This is a genomic window from Alphaproteobacteria bacterium SS10, from assembly GCA_019192455.1.
In the GTDB taxonomy this organism is placed as follows: Bacteria; Pseudomonadota; Alphaproteobacteria; order TMED2; family TMED2; genus TMED2.
The window spans coordinates 331622-351438 of sequence record JAHCML010000006.1; the positions used below are offsets into that span (position 1 = coordinate 331622).

The 19817-nt window shown below is 57.4% G+C and carries 18 protein-coding genes; 9 read left to right on the forward strand and 9 right to left on the reverse strand.

Features of this window, described 5'->3' with window-relative positions:
• Positions 1-30: 30 nt before the first annotated feature.
• Positions 31-1143 carry a 3-isopropylmalate dehydrogenase gene (leuB, locus tag KI792_11580; GenBank protein ID MBV6633657.1) on the forward strand — a complete coding sequence of 371 codons (1113 nt, stop codon included), beginning with the start codon at positions 31-33 and terminating at the stop codon, positions 1141-1143.
• A 26-nt stretch (positions 1144-1169) separates the two neighbouring features.
• On the opposite strand, the gene KI792_11585 is transcribed toward leuB, so the two are convergent.
• Positions 1170-2087 (reverse strand): LysR family transcriptional regulator, encoded by a 918-nt coding sequence (locus tag KI792_11585; GenBank protein MBV6633658.1) that lies wholly within the window; start codon positions 2085-2087, stop codon positions 1170-1172.
• 95 nt (positions 2088-2182) lie between these two features.
• Between KI792_11585 and KI792_11590 the strand changes: the two genes are divergently transcribed.
• Positions 2183-3349, forward strand: a complete 1167-nt coding sequence (locus KI792_11590) for an FAD binding domain-containing protein (GenBank protein MBV6633659.1) — start codon at positions 2183-2185, stop codon at positions 3347-3349.
• Positions 3350-3353: 4 nt separating this feature from the next.
• On the opposite strand, the gene KI792_11595 is transcribed toward KI792_11590, so the two are convergent.
• Together KI792_11595 and KI792_11600 are read right to left on the reverse strand one after the other, a co-directional pair.
• Complete coding sequence (locus KI792_11595; protein MBV6633660.1) at positions 3354-3617, reverse strand: hypothetical protein; 264 nt, start codon at positions 3615-3617, stop codon at positions 3354-3356.
• Positions 3618-3646: 29 nt separating this feature from the next.
• On the reverse strand, positions 3647-4000 hold the full coding sequence (locus tag KI792_11600) for a DUF962 domain-containing protein (protein ID MBV6633661.1): 354 nt from the start codon (positions 3998-4000) through the stop codon (positions 3647-3649).
• A 181-nt stretch (positions 4001-4181) separates the two neighbouring features.
• Between KI792_11600 and KI792_11605 the strand changes: the two genes are divergently transcribed.
• Positions 4182-5216, forward strand: a complete 1035-nt coding sequence (locus KI792_11605) for an aspartate-semialdehyde dehydrogenase (protein MBV6633662.1) — start codon at positions 4182-4184, stop codon at positions 5214-5216.
• 14 nt (positions 5217-5230) lie between these two features.
• Entirely contained in the window at positions 5231-5509 is a 279-nt protein-coding gene (locus KI792_11610; GenBank protein MBV6633663.1) for a hypothetical protein, read from the forward strand.
• On the opposite strand, the gene pdxY is transcribed toward KI792_11610, so the two are convergent.
• Together pdxY and KI792_11620 are read right to left on the reverse strand one after the other, a co-directional pair.
• Positions 5483-6346, reverse strand: coding sequence for a pyridoxal kinase PdxY (gene pdxY, locus KI792_11615; GenBank protein MBV6633664.1), 864 nt, complete (start codon positions 6344-6346; stop codon positions 5483-5485). The two genes, KI792_11610 and pdxY, sit on opposite strands and share 27 nt — an antisense overlap.
• A gap of 27 nt (positions 6347-6373) precedes the next feature.
• Complete coding sequence (locus KI792_11620; GenBank protein MBV6633665.1) at positions 6374-8446, reverse strand: hypothetical protein; 2073 nt, start codon at positions 8444-8446, stop codon at positions 6374-6376.
• Positions 8447-8738: 292 nt separating this feature from the next.
• Between KI792_11620 and sdhC the strand changes: the two genes are divergently transcribed.
• From sdhC to KI792_11645, 5 genes are read left to right on the forward strand one after another with little or no spacing between them, the layout of a single operon-like run.
• A complete protein-coding gene (sdhC, locus tag KI792_11625) occupies positions 8739-9155 on the forward strand; it encodes a succinate dehydrogenase, cytochrome b556 subunit (GenBank protein MBV6633666.1) in 417 nt (138 codons plus the stop codon).
• A gap of 17 nt (positions 9156-9172) precedes the next feature.
• Complete coding sequence (gene sdhD / locus KI792_11630) at positions 9173-9553, forward strand: succinate dehydrogenase, hydrophobic membrane anchor protein (GenBank protein MBV6633667.1); 381 nt, start codon at positions 9173-9175, stop codon at positions 9551-9553.
• A 47-nt stretch (positions 9554-9600) separates the two neighbouring features.
• A complete protein-coding gene (locus KI792_11635) occupies positions 9601-11421 on the forward strand; it encodes a succinate dehydrogenase flavoprotein subunit (protein ID MBV6633668.1) in 1821 nt (606 codons plus the stop codon).
• Positions 11422-11478: 57 nt separating this feature from the next.
• On the forward strand, positions 11479-12258 hold the full coding sequence (locus KI792_11640; GenBank protein MBV6633669.1) for a succinate dehydrogenase iron-sulfur subunit: 780 nt from the start codon (positions 11479-11481) through the stop codon (positions 12256-12258).
• 43 nt (positions 12259-12301) lie between these two features.
• Positions 12302-13258: a hypothetical protein gene (locus tag KI792_11645; GenBank protein ID MBV6633670.1), complete on the forward strand. Its 957-nt coding sequence runs from the start codon at positions 12302-12304 to the stop codon at positions 13256-13258.
• A gap of 6 nt (positions 13259-13264) precedes the next feature.
• Here the strand turns inward: KI792_11645 and KI792_11650 are convergent, their stop codons facing one another.
• The 4 genes from KI792_11650 to KI792_11665 all read right to left on the reverse strand — a co-directional run bounded on the left by KI792_11650 (position 13265) and on the right by KI792_11665 (position 19758).
• Entirely contained in the window at positions 13265-14407 is a 1143-nt protein-coding gene (locus KI792_11650) for a Fic family protein (protein MBV6633671.1), read from the reverse strand.
• Between the two features lie 245 nt (positions 14408-14652).
• Positions 14653-15300 carry a pyridoxamine 5'-phosphate oxidase family protein gene (locus KI792_11655; protein MBV6633672.1) on the reverse strand — a complete coding sequence of 216 codons (648 nt, stop codon included), beginning with the start codon at positions 15298-15300 and terminating at the stop codon, positions 14653-14655.
• 82 nt (positions 15301-15382) lie between these two features.
• Entirely contained in the window at positions 15383-16405 is a 1023-nt protein-coding gene (locus KI792_11660) for a hypothetical protein (GenBank protein ID MBV6633673.1), read from the reverse strand.
• A 221-nt stretch (positions 16406-16626) separates the two neighbouring features.
• A complete protein-coding gene (locus tag KI792_11665; protein ID MBV6633674.1) occupies positions 16627-19758 on the reverse strand; it encodes an ATP-dependent Clp protease ATP-binding subunit in 3132 nt (1043 codons plus the stop codon).
• Positions 19759-19817 lie beyond the last annotated feature (59 nt).

The following is a 19817-nucleotide window of genomic DNA, read 5'->3' on the forward strand; positions in this document are numbered from 1 at the left end:
TTCATCAGCCAGCCTAAGCGGAGGCATCCCATGGCCAAATCGATCCTTTTCCTCGCCGGTGACGGCATCGGCCCCGAAGTCATGGGCCAAGTGCGCCGGGTTATCGACTGGCTGAACAGCACCCGCGGCACCGATTTTGAGGTGATTGAGGATCTGGTTGGTGGTGTCTCCATCGACGCCCATGGCGTGCCCCTCACCGATGCCGCGCTTGAGCGGGCGAAACAGGCTGACGCCGTCCTGCTCGGCGCTGTCGGTGGCCCGAAATGGGATGAGATTGATTTCAGCATCCGCCCAGAGGCTGGCCTGCTAGCCCTGCGGAAAGAGCTTCAACTCTTTGCCAATCTGCGCCCCGCCCTCGTTTTTGATGCCCTGATTGATGCCTCCAGCTTGAAGCCTGAAATCATCAAAGGCCTCGACATCATGATCGTGCGTGAGCTGACCGGCGGGGTCTATTTCGGTGAGCCACGGGGCATTGAGGATCTGCCAGACGGCACCCAGCGCGGTATCAACACCCAGGTCTACACCACGCCAGAGATTGAGCGTGTGGCCCGCGTCGCCCTCGACCTGGCTGGTAAGCGCCAAGGCCGCGTGACCTCCTGTGAGAAGGCCAATGTGATGGAGAGCGGCCGCCTATGGCGCGCTGTCGTCCAGAAGGTCCGGGATGAGGAGTTCAGCAATATTGAGCTCAGCCACATGTATGCCGATAACGCGGCCATGCAGCTGCTTAAAAACCCACGCCAGTTCGATGTGATCGTCACCGACAACCTGTTCGGCGACATCCTGTCGGATGAGGCGGCGATGCTCACCGGTTCGCTCGGCATGCTCCCCTCCGCCTCCCTCGGTGTAGTGGATGAGAGCGGTAAGCGCCCAGCGCTTTATGAGCCCGTCCACGGCTCTGCCCCTGACATTGCTGGCCAAGACCTCGCCAACCCATCGGCGACCATCCTCTCCTTCGCCATGATGCTACGTTACAGCTTCGATCTAGGCGCTGAGGCTGATCTGGTCGAAAACGCGGTTCAATCCGTGATGGTCAGCGGCATCCGCACCGGTGACATCATGGCCGAGGGCTGCTCACAAGTCGGCACCGTGGCCTTCGGCGATGCCATCCTGGGTGAGCTGGATAAGCAAAAGGCCGCTGCATAGAGCAGCTTTAGCTTTGACTATATTGGTCATGCCCCCTCCCAATAGGGGGGCGCGCCGAATTGCTCGACCAAAAAATCAATGAAACAGCGAAGTTTCACGGACCCGCGACGGTTGGGCAGGTAGGCTGCGTATATGCCGTCGAGGTCGGTGCCCAAATCCGCCTGCCAGTCGCCCAGGATTTGTTTCAGGGCACCAGCTTTGATATCCTGACCAATCAACCAGCTTGGCAAGAGAACCAGACCGAGATCGGCCAGCGCCGCGTCACGAAGCACCTCGGAACTGTCGGCCTTTAAGGACCCCTCAACCCTGACCGATTGGGACTGCTTTGCCTTGGTGAACTGCCAGGTTGCACCGATTTCATCGCGACCGAATACAAGGCAGTTATGCTGGGTCAGATCACTCGGTTCAGAGGGGCTGCCGCAGCCCTCTATATAGGCTGGGCTAGCGCAGACAATACGGTGATGAGGGGCTAGCTTCCTGGCTATAAGGCTATCGCTGCCGGGGCTGCCGATCCGAATGGCCACATCAATCCGTTCCTCGACCAAATTGACCACGCTATCGGTTGCTTGCAGTTCGATCCGAACATCTGGATAGCGCTTCAAAAACACCGGCAGCAGTGGTGAGACATGCAGCTTGGCAAAGGCGACGGGCAAGCTGATCCTGAGTGTGCCGCTGGGTCTATCAGCAGCCTCCCGCACATTGCGATCCGCCTCCGCAAGCTCTTCCAGAATCCGCCGCGCATCAGCCAGGTACTGGCTACCAGCCTCTGTCAGGCTCAGGCTGCGCGTAGAGCGGTTTAGCAGCACGGTTCCCAAATGCGCCTCAAGCGCGTTGACCTGACGCGTCAGGGAAGACGTCGCCAATCCCATGGATCGGGCCGCTGGTGCGAAACCACCATGATCAACAACGGCGACAAAGCCGCGTAGAGAAGCAAAGCGATCCATAGCTCGTTGCGTCAAACGCAATTCTGAAAACGAATTTCACATTATTATCATGATTATCGATCTCAATAAATATTGAGGGGTAAGGAGATCGAACCATGAAACAAGAACCAGTCAGACAGAAAAGCGCCATCGTCATTGGTGGCTCCCTAGGTGGCCTGTTTGCCGGCACAGCGTTGGAGCGAGCCGGCTGGAACGTCGCCGTCTATGAGCGCTCCGCCCATGATTTGGTGGGGCGTGGCGGCGGTATCGTCTTGCAGCCAGAAGTCGTCAGTGCATTTCGACAGGCGGGTGCGGAAACCAAGCTGTCGAACCTCGGTGTGCAATCACAGCACCGGACTGTCTTTAATCCAGATGGCTCAATCCGCAGCAAGAAGCTAGCGCCGCAAACCCAGACCTCTTGGTCGATGATCTATACCAATCTTAGATCGGCATTCAGCGGTAGCTACCAGCAAGGCAAAGTCCTCTCGGGTATTACCCAGAACCACGCTGCTGGGACGGTTACCGCCATGTTTGAAGATGACACCGACGTAACAGCGGACCTGCTTGTCGGTGCTGATGGTAACGGCTCAACCACCCGACAATTGCTCTGGCCCAATAGTGAACCCAGCTATGCAGGTTATTTAGCATGGCGGGGGCTGATGCCTGAGGACGAGATGCCGGCATTGGCGCGAGAAGCCCTTCATGGTGACTTCGCCTTCGCCAATGTCACGGGCTCCCACATGTTGGGATATCTGGTGCCTGGGTTTGATGGCGATACCCGACCCGGGCATCGGCTCTACAACTTCGTTTGGTATCGGGTGGCCGATGCCGAAACTCTGACCGATATCATGACCGATAAGGATGGCCGACATCGCGGCTTCGCAATGCCGCGCGGTAAGCTCGCCGACCGATGGATCAAGCATCTGAGGGATGACGCTGACCAGCTACTGCCGCCACCGTTCCGGGATCTGGTTCATGCAACCGAAGACCCCTTCGCCCAGGCGATACGCGACCTTGCCTTAGACAGCATGGTGGAGGGACGCGTGGCGCTAATCGGCGACGCCGCCTTTATCCCACGGCCCCATACCGGTGCAGGCACCGCCAAGGCAGCGTATAACGCAATGACTCTGGCCGATGCCCTCAATCAGACAGCGGATGTGGAGCAAGCCCTTCTAGGCTGGGAGATTGATCAGATTAGATTGGGACGGCAGCTTTACCGGGAAGGGACAAGCACTGGTGACTATCTCATGTTTGATAAACCAGCCATGGCCCAGGTCGGCTAGCCGATCAACCAAGCCGCCGCGCGTTTTCGACCATGAGTTGGTAGAGGGCGCGCATCAGGTCTTCGGGCTTCATCTGGCCATAGGGCATATTTTCGACCAGGAACTCGACCAGCTCATCGCTGGCGGTTTTGGGCACGATCTCGAACCCCTCACGGCGCAGCGTGGCAATCACCTCGGCGCCTTGCTTGGCGTAATCCTCATTAAAGAAGGATTTGTCCGCGTGCTTGATAGCGCCGCCAATGGTGGCGACGAGGTTCTTCTTAGCCATGGCTCAGCGCAGCTAGTGGTTGATCAAACCTATGCCGCTTGAATGTCGTGGCGTTTGAGCTCGGCTTCCAGCTTCCCGGCGCAGAACAGGAAAAACATCCGGAAGTCGCTGTAGAGCGACCACAGCGGGTAAGTGAAGGTGGCGGGCCGGTTCTTCTCAATCAGCATATGGCTGCCCCAGGCAAAACCATAGCCAGCGAGCAGCGCGCCGCCGATATAGCTGGGGTCTAGTCGGATGATCGCGAGCGCCAGGAACAGCAGCGCAATCGCGGTACCAACGAAGTGCCAGGTTCGCGTCCCAGGCTGGGCGTGTTCGGCCAGGTAATAGGGCCAGAACGCGTCATAGGTTGTGATCTTATCGGCTTTGGCAGCGTCTTCCGACATGACGGGCTCCTCCAAGCTATGCGCGCGGTGCATTGCCGTTATTGTTGCCAACCCCTTTATTGGGCTAGTGTGCGGCGCAACTTAACCCCATTCTATTTGCTAGCGGCGAACAGCGCAAAGCGCGCGGTCGGTTCGTCCAGTGATAGTTGCTGACTGATGTTTGCTGACGAGGATTAGAAAGATGGCCTTCAATATTGCCGTTATGGGTGCCACGGGAAATGTCGGGCGTGAACTGCTCAACACCCTGGCCGAGCGTAACTTCCCCGTGAAGGATGTGGTGGCGCTTGCCTCCTCACGCTCCGTCGGCACTGAGGTGTCCTTCGGTGAGAAGGACGTCTTGAAGGTGCAAGAGCTGGCGAAGTTCGACTTCAAAGGCATCGATATCGTGCTGTCCTCACCAGGCGGTAAAGTCTCGGCTGAATACTCACCCAAGGCGGCGAAGGCCGGTGCCATCGTCATCGACAACACCTCCCATTTCCGCATGGACCCCGATGTCCCGCTAGTCGTGCCAGAGGTGAACCCACAAGCGCTGGCCGATTATGGTAAGCGCAACATCATCGCCAACCCAAACTGCTCCACCATCCAGATGGTACTGGCGCTGAAGCCACTGCATGAGCGGGCGAAGATTAAGCGCGTTGTCGTCTCCACCTACCAGTCGGTTTCGGGCGCGGGTAAGGATGCGATGGATGAGCTCTTCAACCAGACCCGCAAAGTCTACATGAACGAGCATATGGCGAATGAACATCTGCCCCGTCAGATCGCCTTCAACGTCATCCCGCAAATCGATGTGTTCATGGAAGACGGCTCCACCAAGGAAGAGTGGAAGATGATGGTCGAGACGAAGAAGATCCTCGACCCATCGATCAAGGTTTCCGCAACTTGCGTCCGCGTGCCGGTCTTTATTGGCCATGCTGAGGCGGTGAATGTGGAGTTTGAGGAAGAGCTGCCGGCCGAAGAAGCGCGCGAGATCCTGCGCGATGCACCTGGCGTCGCCGTGATCGATCGCCATGATGAGGACATGTATGTCACCCCGGTCGAGATCGCGGGTGAAGACATGGTCGCCGTCAGCCGGATCCGTGAGGATGCCTCGGTTGAGAACGGCCTCGCCATGTGGGTGGTTGGTGACAACGTCCGTAAAGGCGCTGCCCTCAACACCATTCAGATCGCCGAATTGCTGGTTGCACAGCATTTGGGTCTGGACGCAGCGCAGGGTTAACCCATCTAGGGTGTATGCGCCTACGCCGTCCCAAAGCCCATGAGCTGCTCTCGATCATTGCCTTCTTGATCGTGCTGGCTGGCTGTGTCTGGTACCTGGTCACGTCCCACCTGCTGTTCGGCGGGGCGGAGGTTAGTACCCACGGCCAGATTGCCCGCGCACTTGGCATTGGCCTTGGCGTGGTGTTGGCCCTTGGTTTGAATATCGCGTTTATCGTGTTGGCCCGGCGGCAGACCGCTGATGAAGAGAGCGAGGATAAGACCCGCTCATCGGACCCGTTCAACCACAAATGATTGCGGGGCGTTGACCAACGCCTTTTGCGCATCGATCAGTGCCAGCTCCCGGGATTTGCGGGCAGCTGTCGCCTCAAACACGGCATAGATCGCGGCGGCCGTTTCGGCAAGTGCGGCTGCCGGATCGCGCAGTCGCAGGTACTTGCCGGTGTAGAGCGCGGCCGTGCAATCACCCGCGCCGTTTGGCGCCGGGTTCAATGGCAGTCTGGGCGTTGAAACCCGCCAGGTGCCATCGGTCGTATCCAACAGCATGGCAATTTCATCGGCACTGGCATCGTCAGGTTCAAAACTGGTGAGCAGCACCTGGCTGGGGCCCAGCGCTCGGATATCGGCCATGGCCAACATCGCGGTTTCGAGCGAGGTGACCGGCCGGTCGGCCAGATGGGCCAGCTCAAACTGATTAGGGATCAGGATATCGGCGACGGTTAGCGCCTTTGTCTTGAAGAACTCGGGAATGCCATCGCGCACGAAGAAACCGCGCCCCAGATCCCCCATCACAGGATCACAGGCATAAATCGCCATGGGATTGCGCGCCTTCACCCGCTCAACCGCATCTAGAACGACAGAGCCAAGGCTGGCATCGCCAAGGTAACCGGAGACGATGGCCGCCGTGGCGTCGAGGCCGCCGCGCGCCTCAACCCCATCAATCAGGCTGGCCACATGATCGGCGGTAAAGACCTGCCCCGTCCATTCGCCATAGCCGGTGTGGTTTGAGAACTGAACGGTGTTCACCGCCGTCACATCATAACCGAGCCGCTGCAGCGGGAAGGTCGCCGCGCGATTGCCCACATAACCATAGGCGACATGGGATTGGATTGAGAGGATTTCGGTGGCCATGGGCCTGATACTCCACCAGGAACCGGATTAGGTCGAGATATGAATATCGGCCGGATCAGCGCCATCACAATGGCGCGCCCACATCTGCCGATAGAGTGCCTCCAACTCTCGCACACGGCCCTTGGTATCGAACAGATGGCTTGATTGCTTGGCCTCGGCGACCCGGCTGCGGATCGCAGATAGGCGGTCTGGGTCTGTTGCCAACTCAATTGCCAAATCACGATAGCCAGCGGCATCTGGTGCCACCAATTCCGGCAAACCAGCTGCCGATAGCAGGCTTTGCGATACCCGCGAAGCGAAGTGGGTGCCGTCCTTGGTAATCACCGGCACACCGGCCCAGAGCATATCGGTCGTGGTCACATGCCCACCATAGGGCCAGGTATCCAACACCAAATCCGCATGGGCAACACGGGCCAAATGCGCGGCCTTGCCAGCCCGTTCCGCAAAGATTAGGCGATCCGGGTCAATACCACGGGCGGCGGCAATCTCTTTAAGGCGCTGCCGCGCTACGGGCTGATCGGCCCATAGCCACAGCACGGCATGGGGTACGGCCAACAAGATCTCTAGCCACAAATCAAAGATCGCTGGCTGCACCTTGTAAGTCTGGCAGAAGCACGCCAGCACGAACTTATCGTCACCCACCCCCGGCAGGGCCGTGTCGCGATCAATCGGGTCGCCAATCAGCTGTTGATTATCCGTCACCTGATAGGTGTGCGGCAGGAACGCCAGGGCGGGCCCGAAAACCCCTCGATGCTGTGGCGGGGCNATGTGCGGATCGACGATCTGATAGTCAACAATGCCCGCCGGGACCGGCCCCGGGTAGCCAAGCCAGGTCGCCGAAATCGGCGCTGGTTTATACAGGCAAAGATGCAGGCGGGACTGCTCCGTAAACCCACGCAGCTCAATCAGTACATCGATGTTTGCCGCCCGAATGGCCCGCGCCCCATCAAGCGGTGTTGGATCTTCAATATCGATGAACTCATCGACCTGATCCTCCACCTTCTTGCGGTACTTATCGTGCACCGGCTCACCGCAGGATAAGGCCACTACCTCAAACTTGTCGCGGTCATGGTGCTGGAACATGGAGGCTTTGAGGTTCATGCCAGCATGGGCGCGGTACTGACTGGACAGGTAGCCAATGCGCAGCCGCCGGTCGCGATCCGCAGCCTGGGCCGGCGGCAGGTCGGGCAAACGCTGATCAGGGCCGCGTTGCTGATAGTCGCGCAGGCTGGAAGCCACAACAGCGGCGGCCAGATCGGCAACCAGCCCCGGCGTTTCATCCATCACAATGGCATCAAACGGCATCAGGATTGGTACGCGGCCCGCCGCCAGGCTCTCCCGCGCCTGGGCAAGGAACATTTCATCGGCCTGGCGCATCCAATCCCAATCGGCCATATGGCGCAGCAGTTTGGGCAGAAAATAGAGATCGGTAAGCGGCAAATCGGGCTGATCGCGTAGCGGGGCCAACAACTCATAAGCACCGGCATTGTCATCCTGCTGGTACCGGGCCTTTGCTTTAAGCGCCGTGATCAGAGTCATCCCTGGCTGTATGCCAGCAGCGCGGCTTAACCATTCATCCGCTTGATCGAATTGCTGCAGCTCGATGGCGATTTTCCCACCATGGCAAAGGGCCGCGAGGTTATCAGGTTGGGCTGCCAGAACCGCCTTGATCACTGCTAAGGCTTCTTCAACCCGCAAGCTGGCGGCCAAGATCAATGCCCATTCAAGCGCCCCATCGGGGTCCAACCGACGCTGGGCCGCAAACGGCGCCAGGATTGCCAGCGCATCACCAGTGCGGCTGACCATCCGCCAGGCACGGGCCAGCAGAACAGCCACCACAGGGTGGTCAACCATCGCCCCATCCGGTCCTGCCGATTGCAAACCAGGGCGAATTCTCTCCAATGGGCCAATGGCGCGTTCTGGCTCATTCAGCGCGAGGGCAATTTGCCCAGCATTCAGCGCAGCCTCAGCGCCACGGCCACTGTCGCCGATCAACCCTTCAAACAGTGCCAGTGCCTCGGCAAGGTTGCCGGCACCCAACAACGACGCCGCCTGGGCAAATCGCTGTTCAACGTCGGCGCTTTTGGTTTCCTGGGTCATTAGGCAGAGGCAGGGCTGGTGATTAATTTGCAGCTATGAGGGGCATAGCACGGGGCGAAAGCCACCCCAAACCCACCCTTTCCTGGCCAATGCGTCAATTGGGCTTAAGGCATGCGCAAAAATGGGCAGCCAGACGGTTGTCGAACCAGACACGGCATGTCACAACATTATTCGCATACAGCAGGATTTAAGAATTTGGCCGCTAGGCTATTGTCGCAAACGGGATTATCACTGCCCGTCTAAGCTATTTATCAAGCAATTCGCTGCTTAAAAGAAACTGGAGCACGCCGCTATGCCAGCCGATGGCGCCACCACCAACACACCGCCCCGCGCGCGTCCCTTGTCACCGCATCTGCAGGTTTACCGCCTGCCATTGGTTGCGGTGCTGTCTATTACCCACCGGGTCACCGGCGTTGGTAACTCAATCGGCCTATTGCTGATGACCGCCTGGTTGGTGTCAGCCGCCAGCGGGCCAGAAGCTTATGAAGGCATGATGGCCTTCCTCGGCAGCTTCTTTGGTCGCTTCCTACTCTTCTGCTGGACGCTGAGCGTGTTCTACCACCTGTGCAATGGCATCCGGCACCTGGTCTGGGATGTTGGCTACGGCCTTGAGCTTCAGGATGCTTACAAATCTGGTTACGCCGTGATGGCGGGCGCTGTGGTGTTGACCCTGGCGACCTGGGTCATCGGCTACATGATGATGGCCTAAGGCGAGGGATTTGAGAGATGAGTGATTTTTCCAGCCCCCTACGAAATGCCCGCGGCCTTGGCTCGGCTAAGGACGGTACCCATCACTGGTGGGTTCAGCGCGTCTCCGCCGTTGCGATGGTGCTGCTGGTCCTATGGTTTATCGGCCTGGTCGTGTCCTTTGGCGGCACCGATTACGCCTACATGGTTGAGACGATGTCCCAGCCGATTAACGCCATTCTGATGCTTCTGCTGATCTCAGCGGCATTTTTCCATGCCAGCCTGGGTTTGCAGGTCGTCCTCGAGGACTATGTGTCTCATGAGTGGCCACGCAAATTGTCAATTATTGCTGTTAAGCTTATCTGTATTGCAGGTGCTGTAGCCTGCTATTTCAGCGTTTTGAAGATCGCGTTGGCTTGAAGCATCAGAGATTAGAGTAAAACCGCCCTGAAGGAGGGCTTGAGCATATGGCACAGGGAAATGGCGCGGCACCGGCCGTGAACGGGAAAGCCTATGACGTTATTGATCACGAATATGACGTGGTCATCGTCGGTGCTGGCGGTGCAGGTCTCCGCGCCACGCTAGGCATGGCGGAAGCGGGTTTGAAGACCGCTTGCGTGACCAAGCTGTTCCCAACCCGTAGCCACACCGTCGCCGCGCAAGGCGGCATCTCTGCTGCCCTTGGTAATATGGGCGATGATGATTGGCGCTATCACATGTACGACACGGTTAAGGGTTCCGACTGGCTCGGTGACCAAGACGCCATCGAGTACATGTGTAAAGAGGCGATCCCATCGATCATCGAGCTTGAGCATTACGGCGTTCCGTTCAGCCGCACCCAAGAGGGTAAGATTTACCAGCGTGCCTTTGGCGGCATGACCACCGAATACGGTAAGGGTACCGCACAGCGTACCTGTGCCGCCGCTGACCGTACCGGCCACGCGATCCTTCACACGCTCTACCAGCAGTCGCTTAAAGAGAATGCTGAGTTCTTCATCGAGTATTTCGCTGTCGACCTACTGATGGATGAGGGCGAGTGCCGGGGCATTATCGCCTGGGACCTCAACACCGGTACGATGCACCGCTTCCGCGCGCATCAGACCGTGCTCGCCACAGGCGGCTATGGCCGCGCCTACTTCTCCTGTACCTCAGCGCATAGCTGTACCGGTGATGGCAATGCCATGGTGCTGCGCGCTGGCCTGCCGCTGCAGGATATGGAGTTCATTCAGTTCCACCCAACCGGCGTCTATGGCGCGGGTTGCCTGATCACCGAAGGTGTTCGTGGTGAAGGTGGTTACCTAACCAATTCCGAGGGTGAGCGCTTTATGGAGCGTTACGCCCCATCCGCTAAAGACCTCGCTAGCCGTGACGTTGTCTCCCGCTCCATGACCATGGAAATCCGGGATGGCCGTGGCGTTGGTAAGGATGGCGACCACATTCACCTGCATCTGGAACACCTCGACCCCGATGTGATCCATAAGCGCCTGCCTGGCATCTCTGAGACTGCGCGCATCTTCGCCGATGTGGACGTCACGAAAGAGCCGATCCCGGTGCTGCCGACCGTCCACTACAATATGGGCGGCATTCCAACCAACTACCGCACCGAAGTGCTGAACCCGACCAAGGATGATCCGAACAAGACCGTCCCGGGCCTGATGGCAATCGGTGAGGCCGGTTGTGTGTCGGTTCACGGCGCCAACCGTCTCGGCTCCAACTCCCTGCTCGATCTGGTTGTGTTCGGCCGCGCCGCCGCCCACACCGCCGCCGAGCTGGTTGAGCCAGGCCAATCACACAAACCACTGTCTAAAGATGCCGATGATGTGGCCCTGTCCCGTCTCGACCATCTGCGCAACGCCAATGGCGGCACCCGCACCGCCGAGATCCGCCGGGACATGCAGCGCACCATGCAGAACAACTGCGCGGTGTTCCGCACCGGTGAGGTTCTGGAGGAAGGCGTTCAGAAGATCGGCGAGACCTGGAAGCGCCGGGACGACATCAAGGTCAGCGACCGCTCCATGGTGTTCAACACCGATCTGGTTGAGGCGCTTGAGCTCGACAATCTGATGCATCAGGCGGTCGTCACCATGAACTCCGCCGCCAACCGGACTGAGAGCCGTGGCGCACACGCCCGTGAAGATTATCCGGACCGGGATGATGACAACTGGATGCACCACTCGCTCTGCTATATCGACGAGAAGGGCACCTACAAAGATGGTGAGCGGCCAGTGACCCTGACCCCGCTGACCAACGAAGTCCAAGCATTCCCGCCAAAGGCCCGGGTCTACTAAGACCCGGCCCACCGGCACCATTTGATAAACCACGCGTAAGAATAGGCACTAAGCGCCATGGCCCAGTTTACCCTGCCCGCCAATTCCAAAATCACCGAAGGCACCAAACATCCGCGTAAGGATGGTGAGATGGGGCGGCCGAAGACCTTTAAGGTCTATCGCTACGACCCAGATACCGGCGCCAACCCACAGGTTGATGAGTTCACCATCGACCTCGATGATTGCGGTCCCATGGTGCTGGACGCCCTGATCCACATTAAAGACGATTACGATCAGACACTGGCCTTCCGCCGGTCTTGCCGTGAGGGGATCTGCGGCTCTTGCGCGATGAATATCGATGGCCGCAACACCCTCGCCTGCACCAAAGCAATCGCCGATGTCGATGGCGATGTGGGCATCTACCCGCTGCCGCATATGCCGGTGGTCAAAGACCTGATCCCTGACCTCACCCATGTCTATGCGCAGTACGCGTCGATTGAGCCATGGATGAAGACGACCACCCAGCCACCAACCCGCGAACGTCTGCAGTCGCCAGAGGACCGGGAAAAGCTGGACGGCATGTATGAGTGCATCCTGTGCTTCTGCTGCACGACCTCCTGCCCAAGCTATTGGTGGAATGGCGACCGCTATCTCGGCCCGGCGATCCTACTGCAATCCTATCGCTGGCTTGCCGACAGCCGTGATGAGGCCACCGGTGAGCGCCTCGACATGCTTGAGGATCCGTTCAAGCTGTATCGCTGCCACACCATCATGAACTGCACCAGCGCCTGCCCGAAGGGTCTGAACCCGGCCAAGGCTATCGGCGAGATCAAGCAGATGATGGTCGCGCGCAAGTAAGCGGCCCCGCAATAATCAACGCAGCCAACACGGGAACAATCCCATGCTCAAGCGGGCTTTGGTTTTAGGATGTCTGGCCCTGACCCCAACGCCCGCTTTTTCATGCCCGATGTTTGAGTATGACTGGGTGCGCCATGAGGGTGGGCCCGTCTTACGCGACCAGATCGTGAATGAGCAGTATGAGGCCGCCAGCGACCCCCATGTCTTCCTAGACGATGAGGGCCGCAAACTGATGATCTATAGCGGCGATGACCAGGACGAGATCGCGATCAAGCTCGCCTATGGCCATAGCTGGACCGAGTGGCAAATCCTCGGCACCCTGCTTGGTAAGAGCCAGGGCCACGACCTGCCGGTCAGCAAGGAAACCGCCTTCTACTTCAAGGCGCCGAACGGTCAGCATCAGATCTACTTCATCGGCTATAACGACCAAGAGAACTACGACGCTGAGGTTTATCTGGCCCAGGCATCGGCGGTGAACGGCCCCTATGTCATCAAGCCAGAGCCGGTGGTCCCGCGTGGCCTCCTCGCCGGTAAGCAGGTTGAGGTAATCACCTCCCCCAGCGTGGTGGAGCATGAGGGCACCCTCTATATGAGTTTCCTCGCCTGGGATGCGTTTCAGGATGTCAGTGAGGTTTGGGTGCTGGGCGCCGTCTCACACGACAATGGTGAGAGCTGGGGCGACTATCGCGAGGTCACCGTGCCCATCGGCATGGAGGGGCAAATCACCAAGCTTGCCGATGGCAGTTTTGTCGCCGTTAGAACCTGGGAACATGAGGGTGAAGAGGCAATCATGATTGCCTGCGCCGACCATCCCTTTGGCCCCTATGAGGAACGGGAAGAACCGATCCTAGAAATGATGCCAGGCGACCCGTTTGAAACCGATGAACTCATCGCCGCGCAAATCACCATCGACCCCGCAACGGGCAAGCCCCTGCTCTACTACGCTGGGGCCATCCACGCCGCGGGCTGGTGGATCATGCAGGCGCGCGGGGAGCGGTGAAGCATCCTAGGGCCTGACCAGTTTCATCAATGGCTCAAAAGCGTACAATGCCGCTCTTCGTCCAGAAGCAGGCTCAAGTTCAAGTAACAAACCTCGACTCACCAATGCTCTCGTGAATCTTGCTGCTGTTTGAGCAGGTATTCCAGCTTTTGTTGTAAACTTATTATTTCTGAAAATAGGTGATTTGAATAAAAAATCTTGGGCATTAGCTACCCATTGTGAATTTAATGCCTCTCTAAAAACAGGCTTCATCTCTTCATAAAGATCGGTAATGCTATTAGCCGTTTCGATATTACGTCTAGCTTGCCTTTCAAGAGCAACAAGAAAAAATTCAACCCATCCGGTCCAATCTTGACTCTCAGAAACGGCACGCATTCTATAAATATACTCTTCCTTTTTTTCTTCAAGGTATCCACTAATGTAAAAATTAGGCCTGGATATCAAGCCTTTTTGCCATAATATTAGAGTTATTAACATCCTGCCAATCCGGCCATTACCATCATTAAATGGATGCAAGGCCTCGAATTCAACATGAGATAATGCAGTTATCAAAAGCGGATCCAAATTTTCTTTATCAATAAAATCAAATAGTCTCGACATAGATGGAGATAATTGCTCCGGACTTATTGGAACAAAATAAATTTCTTTTTTAATATCATCACCAACATAGTTTTGCTGAGTTTTGTATTCCCCTGGAGATTTGCTTGCCCCTCTTCCAAAACTTAATAAGTGTTTATGAGCTTGCCTTATCAAAAATTCAGATATTGGCTGGCCTTTGTCGATTGAAACAGATGCCCTCCTCAAAGCAGCTGAGTAAAGAAACACTTCAATTGCCTCATGACGAGCCTGTGATGAATAGCTATCCGTTTCTTCACTATCAGCTTCAATCTGAAGGACTTCATCCAAGGTCGATATTGTCCCTTCCATTCTGGATGAAATGACAGCTTCCTGACCACGAAGAGACGTCAAAAGAATATCGCTGTTGTGTAAGGAAAGCAGCATCTGATCATATCGCGCGATCGCATTTGCAGCAGATGTAATTGGCCTAATCAGCCGTTCGAAATCTAGTTCGGCACTCTGGGGAGGAAATTTGCCATAATGGTACTCCACCGCATCTGCCATTGAGTACTTTTCAAAATCGTATCGCATTTAAATCGCTCAACTGATTGGTCTATAATTTGAATATCGACACAGCGCTGAATTGACAATCAATTTTCTTGATTTTTCATGATCAAAGAGTTTTGAGCTTAATTCTATAGAGCCAAAGCGATTAGAGAATCAAAATTCACTCAATCTGAATCTCAAAGCATATAGACCTTCAAAGATGAGCTCCTAACCATCTTGATAAACATTTTTCCTTTTTTTTGATCATCAAAAGGCACTCAAACCCAAGCCTAATACAACGTATCCCGCTGCCTGGCCGGTAGGGCTTGGTCGTAGCTGTCGCCGTCGAAGCCTTCTGTGGTGGCTTTGAGCATCTCGCCTGGTGACGGGATGGTGCTTTTATCCGGGTGTTTGGTTGGATCCCACAGGGCCGAGCGGAGTAGTGCGCGGCCGCATTGGAAGTAGACCGTGTCGATGTTGATCAGCAGAACTGTGGCCGGTGGCTTGCCATTGACCGCGAAGCTGGCCAGGAATTCCGGATCGGTGGTGACCACGCCCTTGCCATTGACCCGCAGGGTCTCAGCACTGCCGGGGATCATGAACAGCAACGCCAGATGCGGGTCGTGCAGGATGTTACGCAGGCTATCGAGGCGGTTATTCCCGCGCCGATCCGGTAGCGCCAGGGTGCGGTCATCAATCACCCGAATAAAGCCAGGCTCATCCCCCCTGGGTGAGGCATCCAGCCCATCCGGGCCGGTGGTCGCCAAGACCGCAAACGGCGCAGCCTCAATCCAGGCCCGGTAAGGCTTGGTGAGGGCACTGACTTCCTTTGCACGCGAGGCATCGGCGATCGGGTTCGGATAAAGCGCCGTAAGGGCTGCTTCACTGGTGACGATATGCGGGTTCTCTGCCTCGGGCGGCGATGCTGTATCTGGCATCTGGGCTACCTCAACTACGGATCTCTCGCGCGACGGTAACAGCCGGGCAGCTGACTGTCATGGGCAGGGTTGGCGGCAAGCCTTAAACGGACAGTCGCTCAGGGCCAGGGCCTGGAACCTCGCCGGCTTTAGCGCGCCAGATTGCTAGTTCCGGGATCGGCAACGGCGTCGCGGATATGACTGAGGCCGCCGATCTCGGTGCCGGGGTTGGTGGAGGCAGCAATTGCTTATCCATGGCGGCGAGGCGCTCATCAAACTCATCAATGAACGCTTCAAAGGCCTCGGCCATTTGCTGGCTGTCGGCGCGAGTCCAATAGGCGCGCGCCTCATTCAGGCCGGTGATCTTGCCAACCTCATCAATGGTGAAGGGGCGGTCCGCTTGTACCGGTTCATCCCAGTTCACCGCCTGTGATTCCACCCAGGCCATCAGATATCGGTCATACCCCTCAGAACGGAGTGGTTGTCCCACGGTTGGCCAAGTCTGAAACGCGGCCTTCATGCCGGCAGTCACCGCGCGCTCACTCAACGGGCCGGCCCCGGTGGCCTTGGCTGCCCTCTCGAAGCTCTCCACCATCGGGCCAAAATGCACATCTTCGCGCAGCTTATCCCAGGCGTGTTGGAAGTCGGGCTCGGCATGGGCGATCTCCCACATCACGGCGAGTGAGGTCGTATCGGCATCTGCCTCAAGCACGCGGTTCAGGCGAAGATAGGAGCGCATGTCGTGGGGCAGCTTGGTGCCCTTCTGATGAAACTCCGTGATGGTCGACCAACCGGCGACGGTTTGTTCGCAATGACGCCCCTCATGGCTGATCACTTGCACCGCCTGGGCCAAGGTTTCGGTTTGGCTGTACAGCGCGCGGTCGGCGGCGAGGTAATAGCCAAAAGCCTGTCCAGGCTGCAAACCGCCCAGCTGGACATCGTTGGCCTCGAGGGATTTCAACAATCGGGCGCCGCGCTTGCTCTTCTCCATCAGGGCGACGGTGCGCGCTAGCTGTTGGTTATGCTTAGCGAGTGGGGCTACCGGGCCGAACTTCCGAAGTTTGTCGATCGGCAGGGTATTGGCGCGTTTCGGCGATGGGTTGTTGAGAGGCGGTGGGCCGGTCACGCGCCGAGCCGCTATTCGCTTAGCGAGCTTATCGATCTCAGTTGGTGATATCTGCGGCTGCAACGCGAAACCCGTGGCGTAAGGACAGGAAAGCGGTTCGCCGCAGGGGCACTGCAATCACCGCATATCTAGTATGCAGTATGGCAACGAAAGGAACAGGGTTGCCGACAGCGCCCCATCACATTGTTGGGGACAAGCAAGCCGTGTGTTCTGCGCCTGGCCTAGAACGGCTCAGGGCGTTTCGCCTTATCCTTGTCAGCATCTGGCGCCCCTGTACGACGACGACCAAGTCGGGCGGCAATGCTTTGCACGAAGGTCTGATCACCTTCTGGCACGGCTGGGCTCTCCGCTGTGACGCCGAAATCCTTGCCAATGCCGTCCAGAACCAGGGTTGAGCCTGGGCGTTCGCGCATCTGCGAGTTCTTCAGCAACCACATGGCAAGCGGCTGTTCGACCATGTCAGAAAGCGCCCGCTTCAATGGCCGGGCACCCAAGACAGGGTTGAACCCCTCCTCAATGAGCTGCTCACGGTCGGTTTCGCCCAGTACCATCTCTAGTGACCAGGTCTGGCGCAGCTGGTTCTGCAACCGTTGAATATTGGCGTCCAAGATCGGGCGCATATGCTCACGGCCCAGCTGGTAGAATGGCACCGTGGCATCGAGGCGATTGCGGAACTCTGGCGTGAAGTGACGTTTCACCGCCTCCATCATGATTTCCGTCGGTGTCTCGCGCTTAGCGCCAGTCCCAAAACCAAATGGCTCTTTCTCTTGGGCTGCCTGCGCTTCAGCAGCTCCAAGGTTGGAGGTCATGACAATCAGCGTGTTGCTAAAGTCGACGGTTCGGCCGTTGCCATCTTTAAGTTTGCCATTGTCCATGACCTGCAGCAGGACGTTCATGACATCAGGGTGCGCCTTCTCAATCTCATCAAGCAGCAGCACCGTATAGGGGCGCTCACGCACCGGACCGGTTAGCAGCCCCTCTTGATCAAAACCGACATAGCCTGGAGGGGCACCGATCAGCTTACTAACCGAGTGCTTCTCCATGAACTCTGACATGTCGAGGCGGACCATATCGTCGGCGGAACCAGCCGTGCGCTTTGCTAACGCTCGGGTCAGCTCTGTTTTACCGACGCCAGTAGGACCAACGAACAGATATGAACCAATAGGTTTGTTAGGCTCTCTCAGGCCAGCCTTCGATGTAGCAAGCGCGAAGGCAACTCGGTTAATCGCTTCATCCTGGCCGAACACATCACCCTTCAACACTTCGCCTAGCTGGGCGTAGCGTTCATCATCCTCTTGCCCCAGAAACTCGGCGGGCAAACCGCCAAGCTCTGCCGTAGCTTGAACGACAGCCGCGCGATCAACGGTCGGCTTACCGGCAGCAAAAGCGATAGCACCGGCGCTATCGAGAATTTCAACACCCTTGTCTGGAAACTTCCGCTGAGGTGCGTAGCGTTCGCCGTAATAGACCGCATCAGCCACCACATCGGAGGGTATCTCCAACTCATAATGGCGCTCATACTTGCGCTTCACCCCCTCAAGAATGGTGTAAGTGTCCTCAATATCTGGTTCATTCAAATGGACCGGCTGGGTCCGGCGAACCAGCGCCCCATCCTTCTCCAAATGCTGTGCATACTCATCGCGGGTGGTGAACAGCATTGTCCGCAGATCACCCTCTTGAAGATAGGTCTTCAGGGTGTTGGAGGCATCCTGTGTGCCGCCGCGGGTCTGGCCCAGGCCGACCAGTTGGTGTGCCTCATCGATACCGATTACATAACGGCCATCGCCACGTGCGTTACGTTCGGCCATGCCTTGAATGACATTCCGCAACCGCTCCTCAAAATCACCGCGATACTTAGTGCCAGAAATCAGGGCATCGAGCTTTAGCTCATAAACCTCAGCGCCGATCTGGTTGCCTGGCACATCGCCGTCGACAACCGCCTGGGCATACCCCTCCAACAAGGCGGTTTTGCCGACGCCCGGATCACCGGTGACAATCGGATTTTTCTTATCCGCATGGGTCATGATGCGCTTGATCTTCGCAAGCTCATCATCCCGACCAATAATCGGTGGCAGATCGCCAGCACGAGCCTTATCAGTCACGTTCACCGTGAACTTATCCAGCGCCTCTTTGAATGCCTCATCGGTGATCTTGTAAGGCGGCAGCGACGTCTGTTCTGCCGTCGTCTGGGAGATTTCGAGCCAACGCTCACGGCGCATGGGGGTCAGACCGGCATCGTCTTCCAGCAACCGCACAATCTCCGGCTGGGAGCGCAGCAGGGTTTGAACGGCGTTTGACTTGGCCTTCGGACGGCCATCCTGGAACAACGGGCGGAGATACCCGACAGCGCGTTTGAACGATGGGGTTTGGCGCACACCGGGAATGATTGGTTGGCCCACCAGCTCTTCACGCCGGCCGAGGGCTTCCTGCATTGATGCGACAGAACTTTGCGTCATCGCCTTACTGTTGAGCCGATTAATCTCATTCGCGATTTCAGGCTGGGTCAGCAGGGCGAGAAATAGGTGCCGGGGCTCCAGCTGAGATGAGCCAGTATTGCTCGCCTCATTCACCGCGGTCGCGATTATCTTCTGCAAATCATTTTGCGGCATCTTCGTCTCCGTTGCCGTAATGGTGCCTGCTAATGCCCGATCGTTGCGGGTCGAAATAATGTCGAGAAGTTGGCCATCGAAGGCCTGCATAACGCGCCGGATATTGGCCAAATCAACAGTGTCTGGCCCCTTCTCTACCGCCATCAGAATTGACAGCGGTGAGTTCGCCATTTCCTTGGCGGCCTCACGTACTTCATCAATCACGTCTTGGGGGACGGTTAGGCCAGCTCGTGGGAAGCTGCCATCAACCCCGGCGGCCCGCTCACGCTCAATCGCCGCGTTTAGGGCGACGAGGCGGGCCACATCCTCTGGCTTTGCCGGGCGCTTACCTTCAAAGGCGATGCGCTCCTGCTGCTCAAAGGTGGTGATCGCATCATCAACGATCTCTTTGGCATAATAGGCGTAGGCGCCAGCACCCTTGAGCTGGTTGTCGATATGTTGTGAGAGGGCGCGAACGACCTGCGCCGATTGATGGGCCAGATTGGCCCGAACCGACTTCACCGGCTTAAAGGATGTGAGGCCCCGTGGACGACCATGGGTCTGGATATCTTCCAGATCTTGAACCGCCTTGCGGATATCGAGATTGGTAACGTGGGTAAGCGGGGCGCTGCCTTGGGTCCGTGCCAGGGCCAGCATCAGATCCACCATGTCATGCCGCTCGCGCCGACGGTCCGCCATGTCGCGGCCCAGAGTATGGGCGAGCGCGCGGAAGAACCGTGTACGGTTTACCAGCAGGTTAGACATATGGCGGCCTCAAACATCCGCTATGGGGAGATAGTGATCCCCCTGATATGCCTGTCATA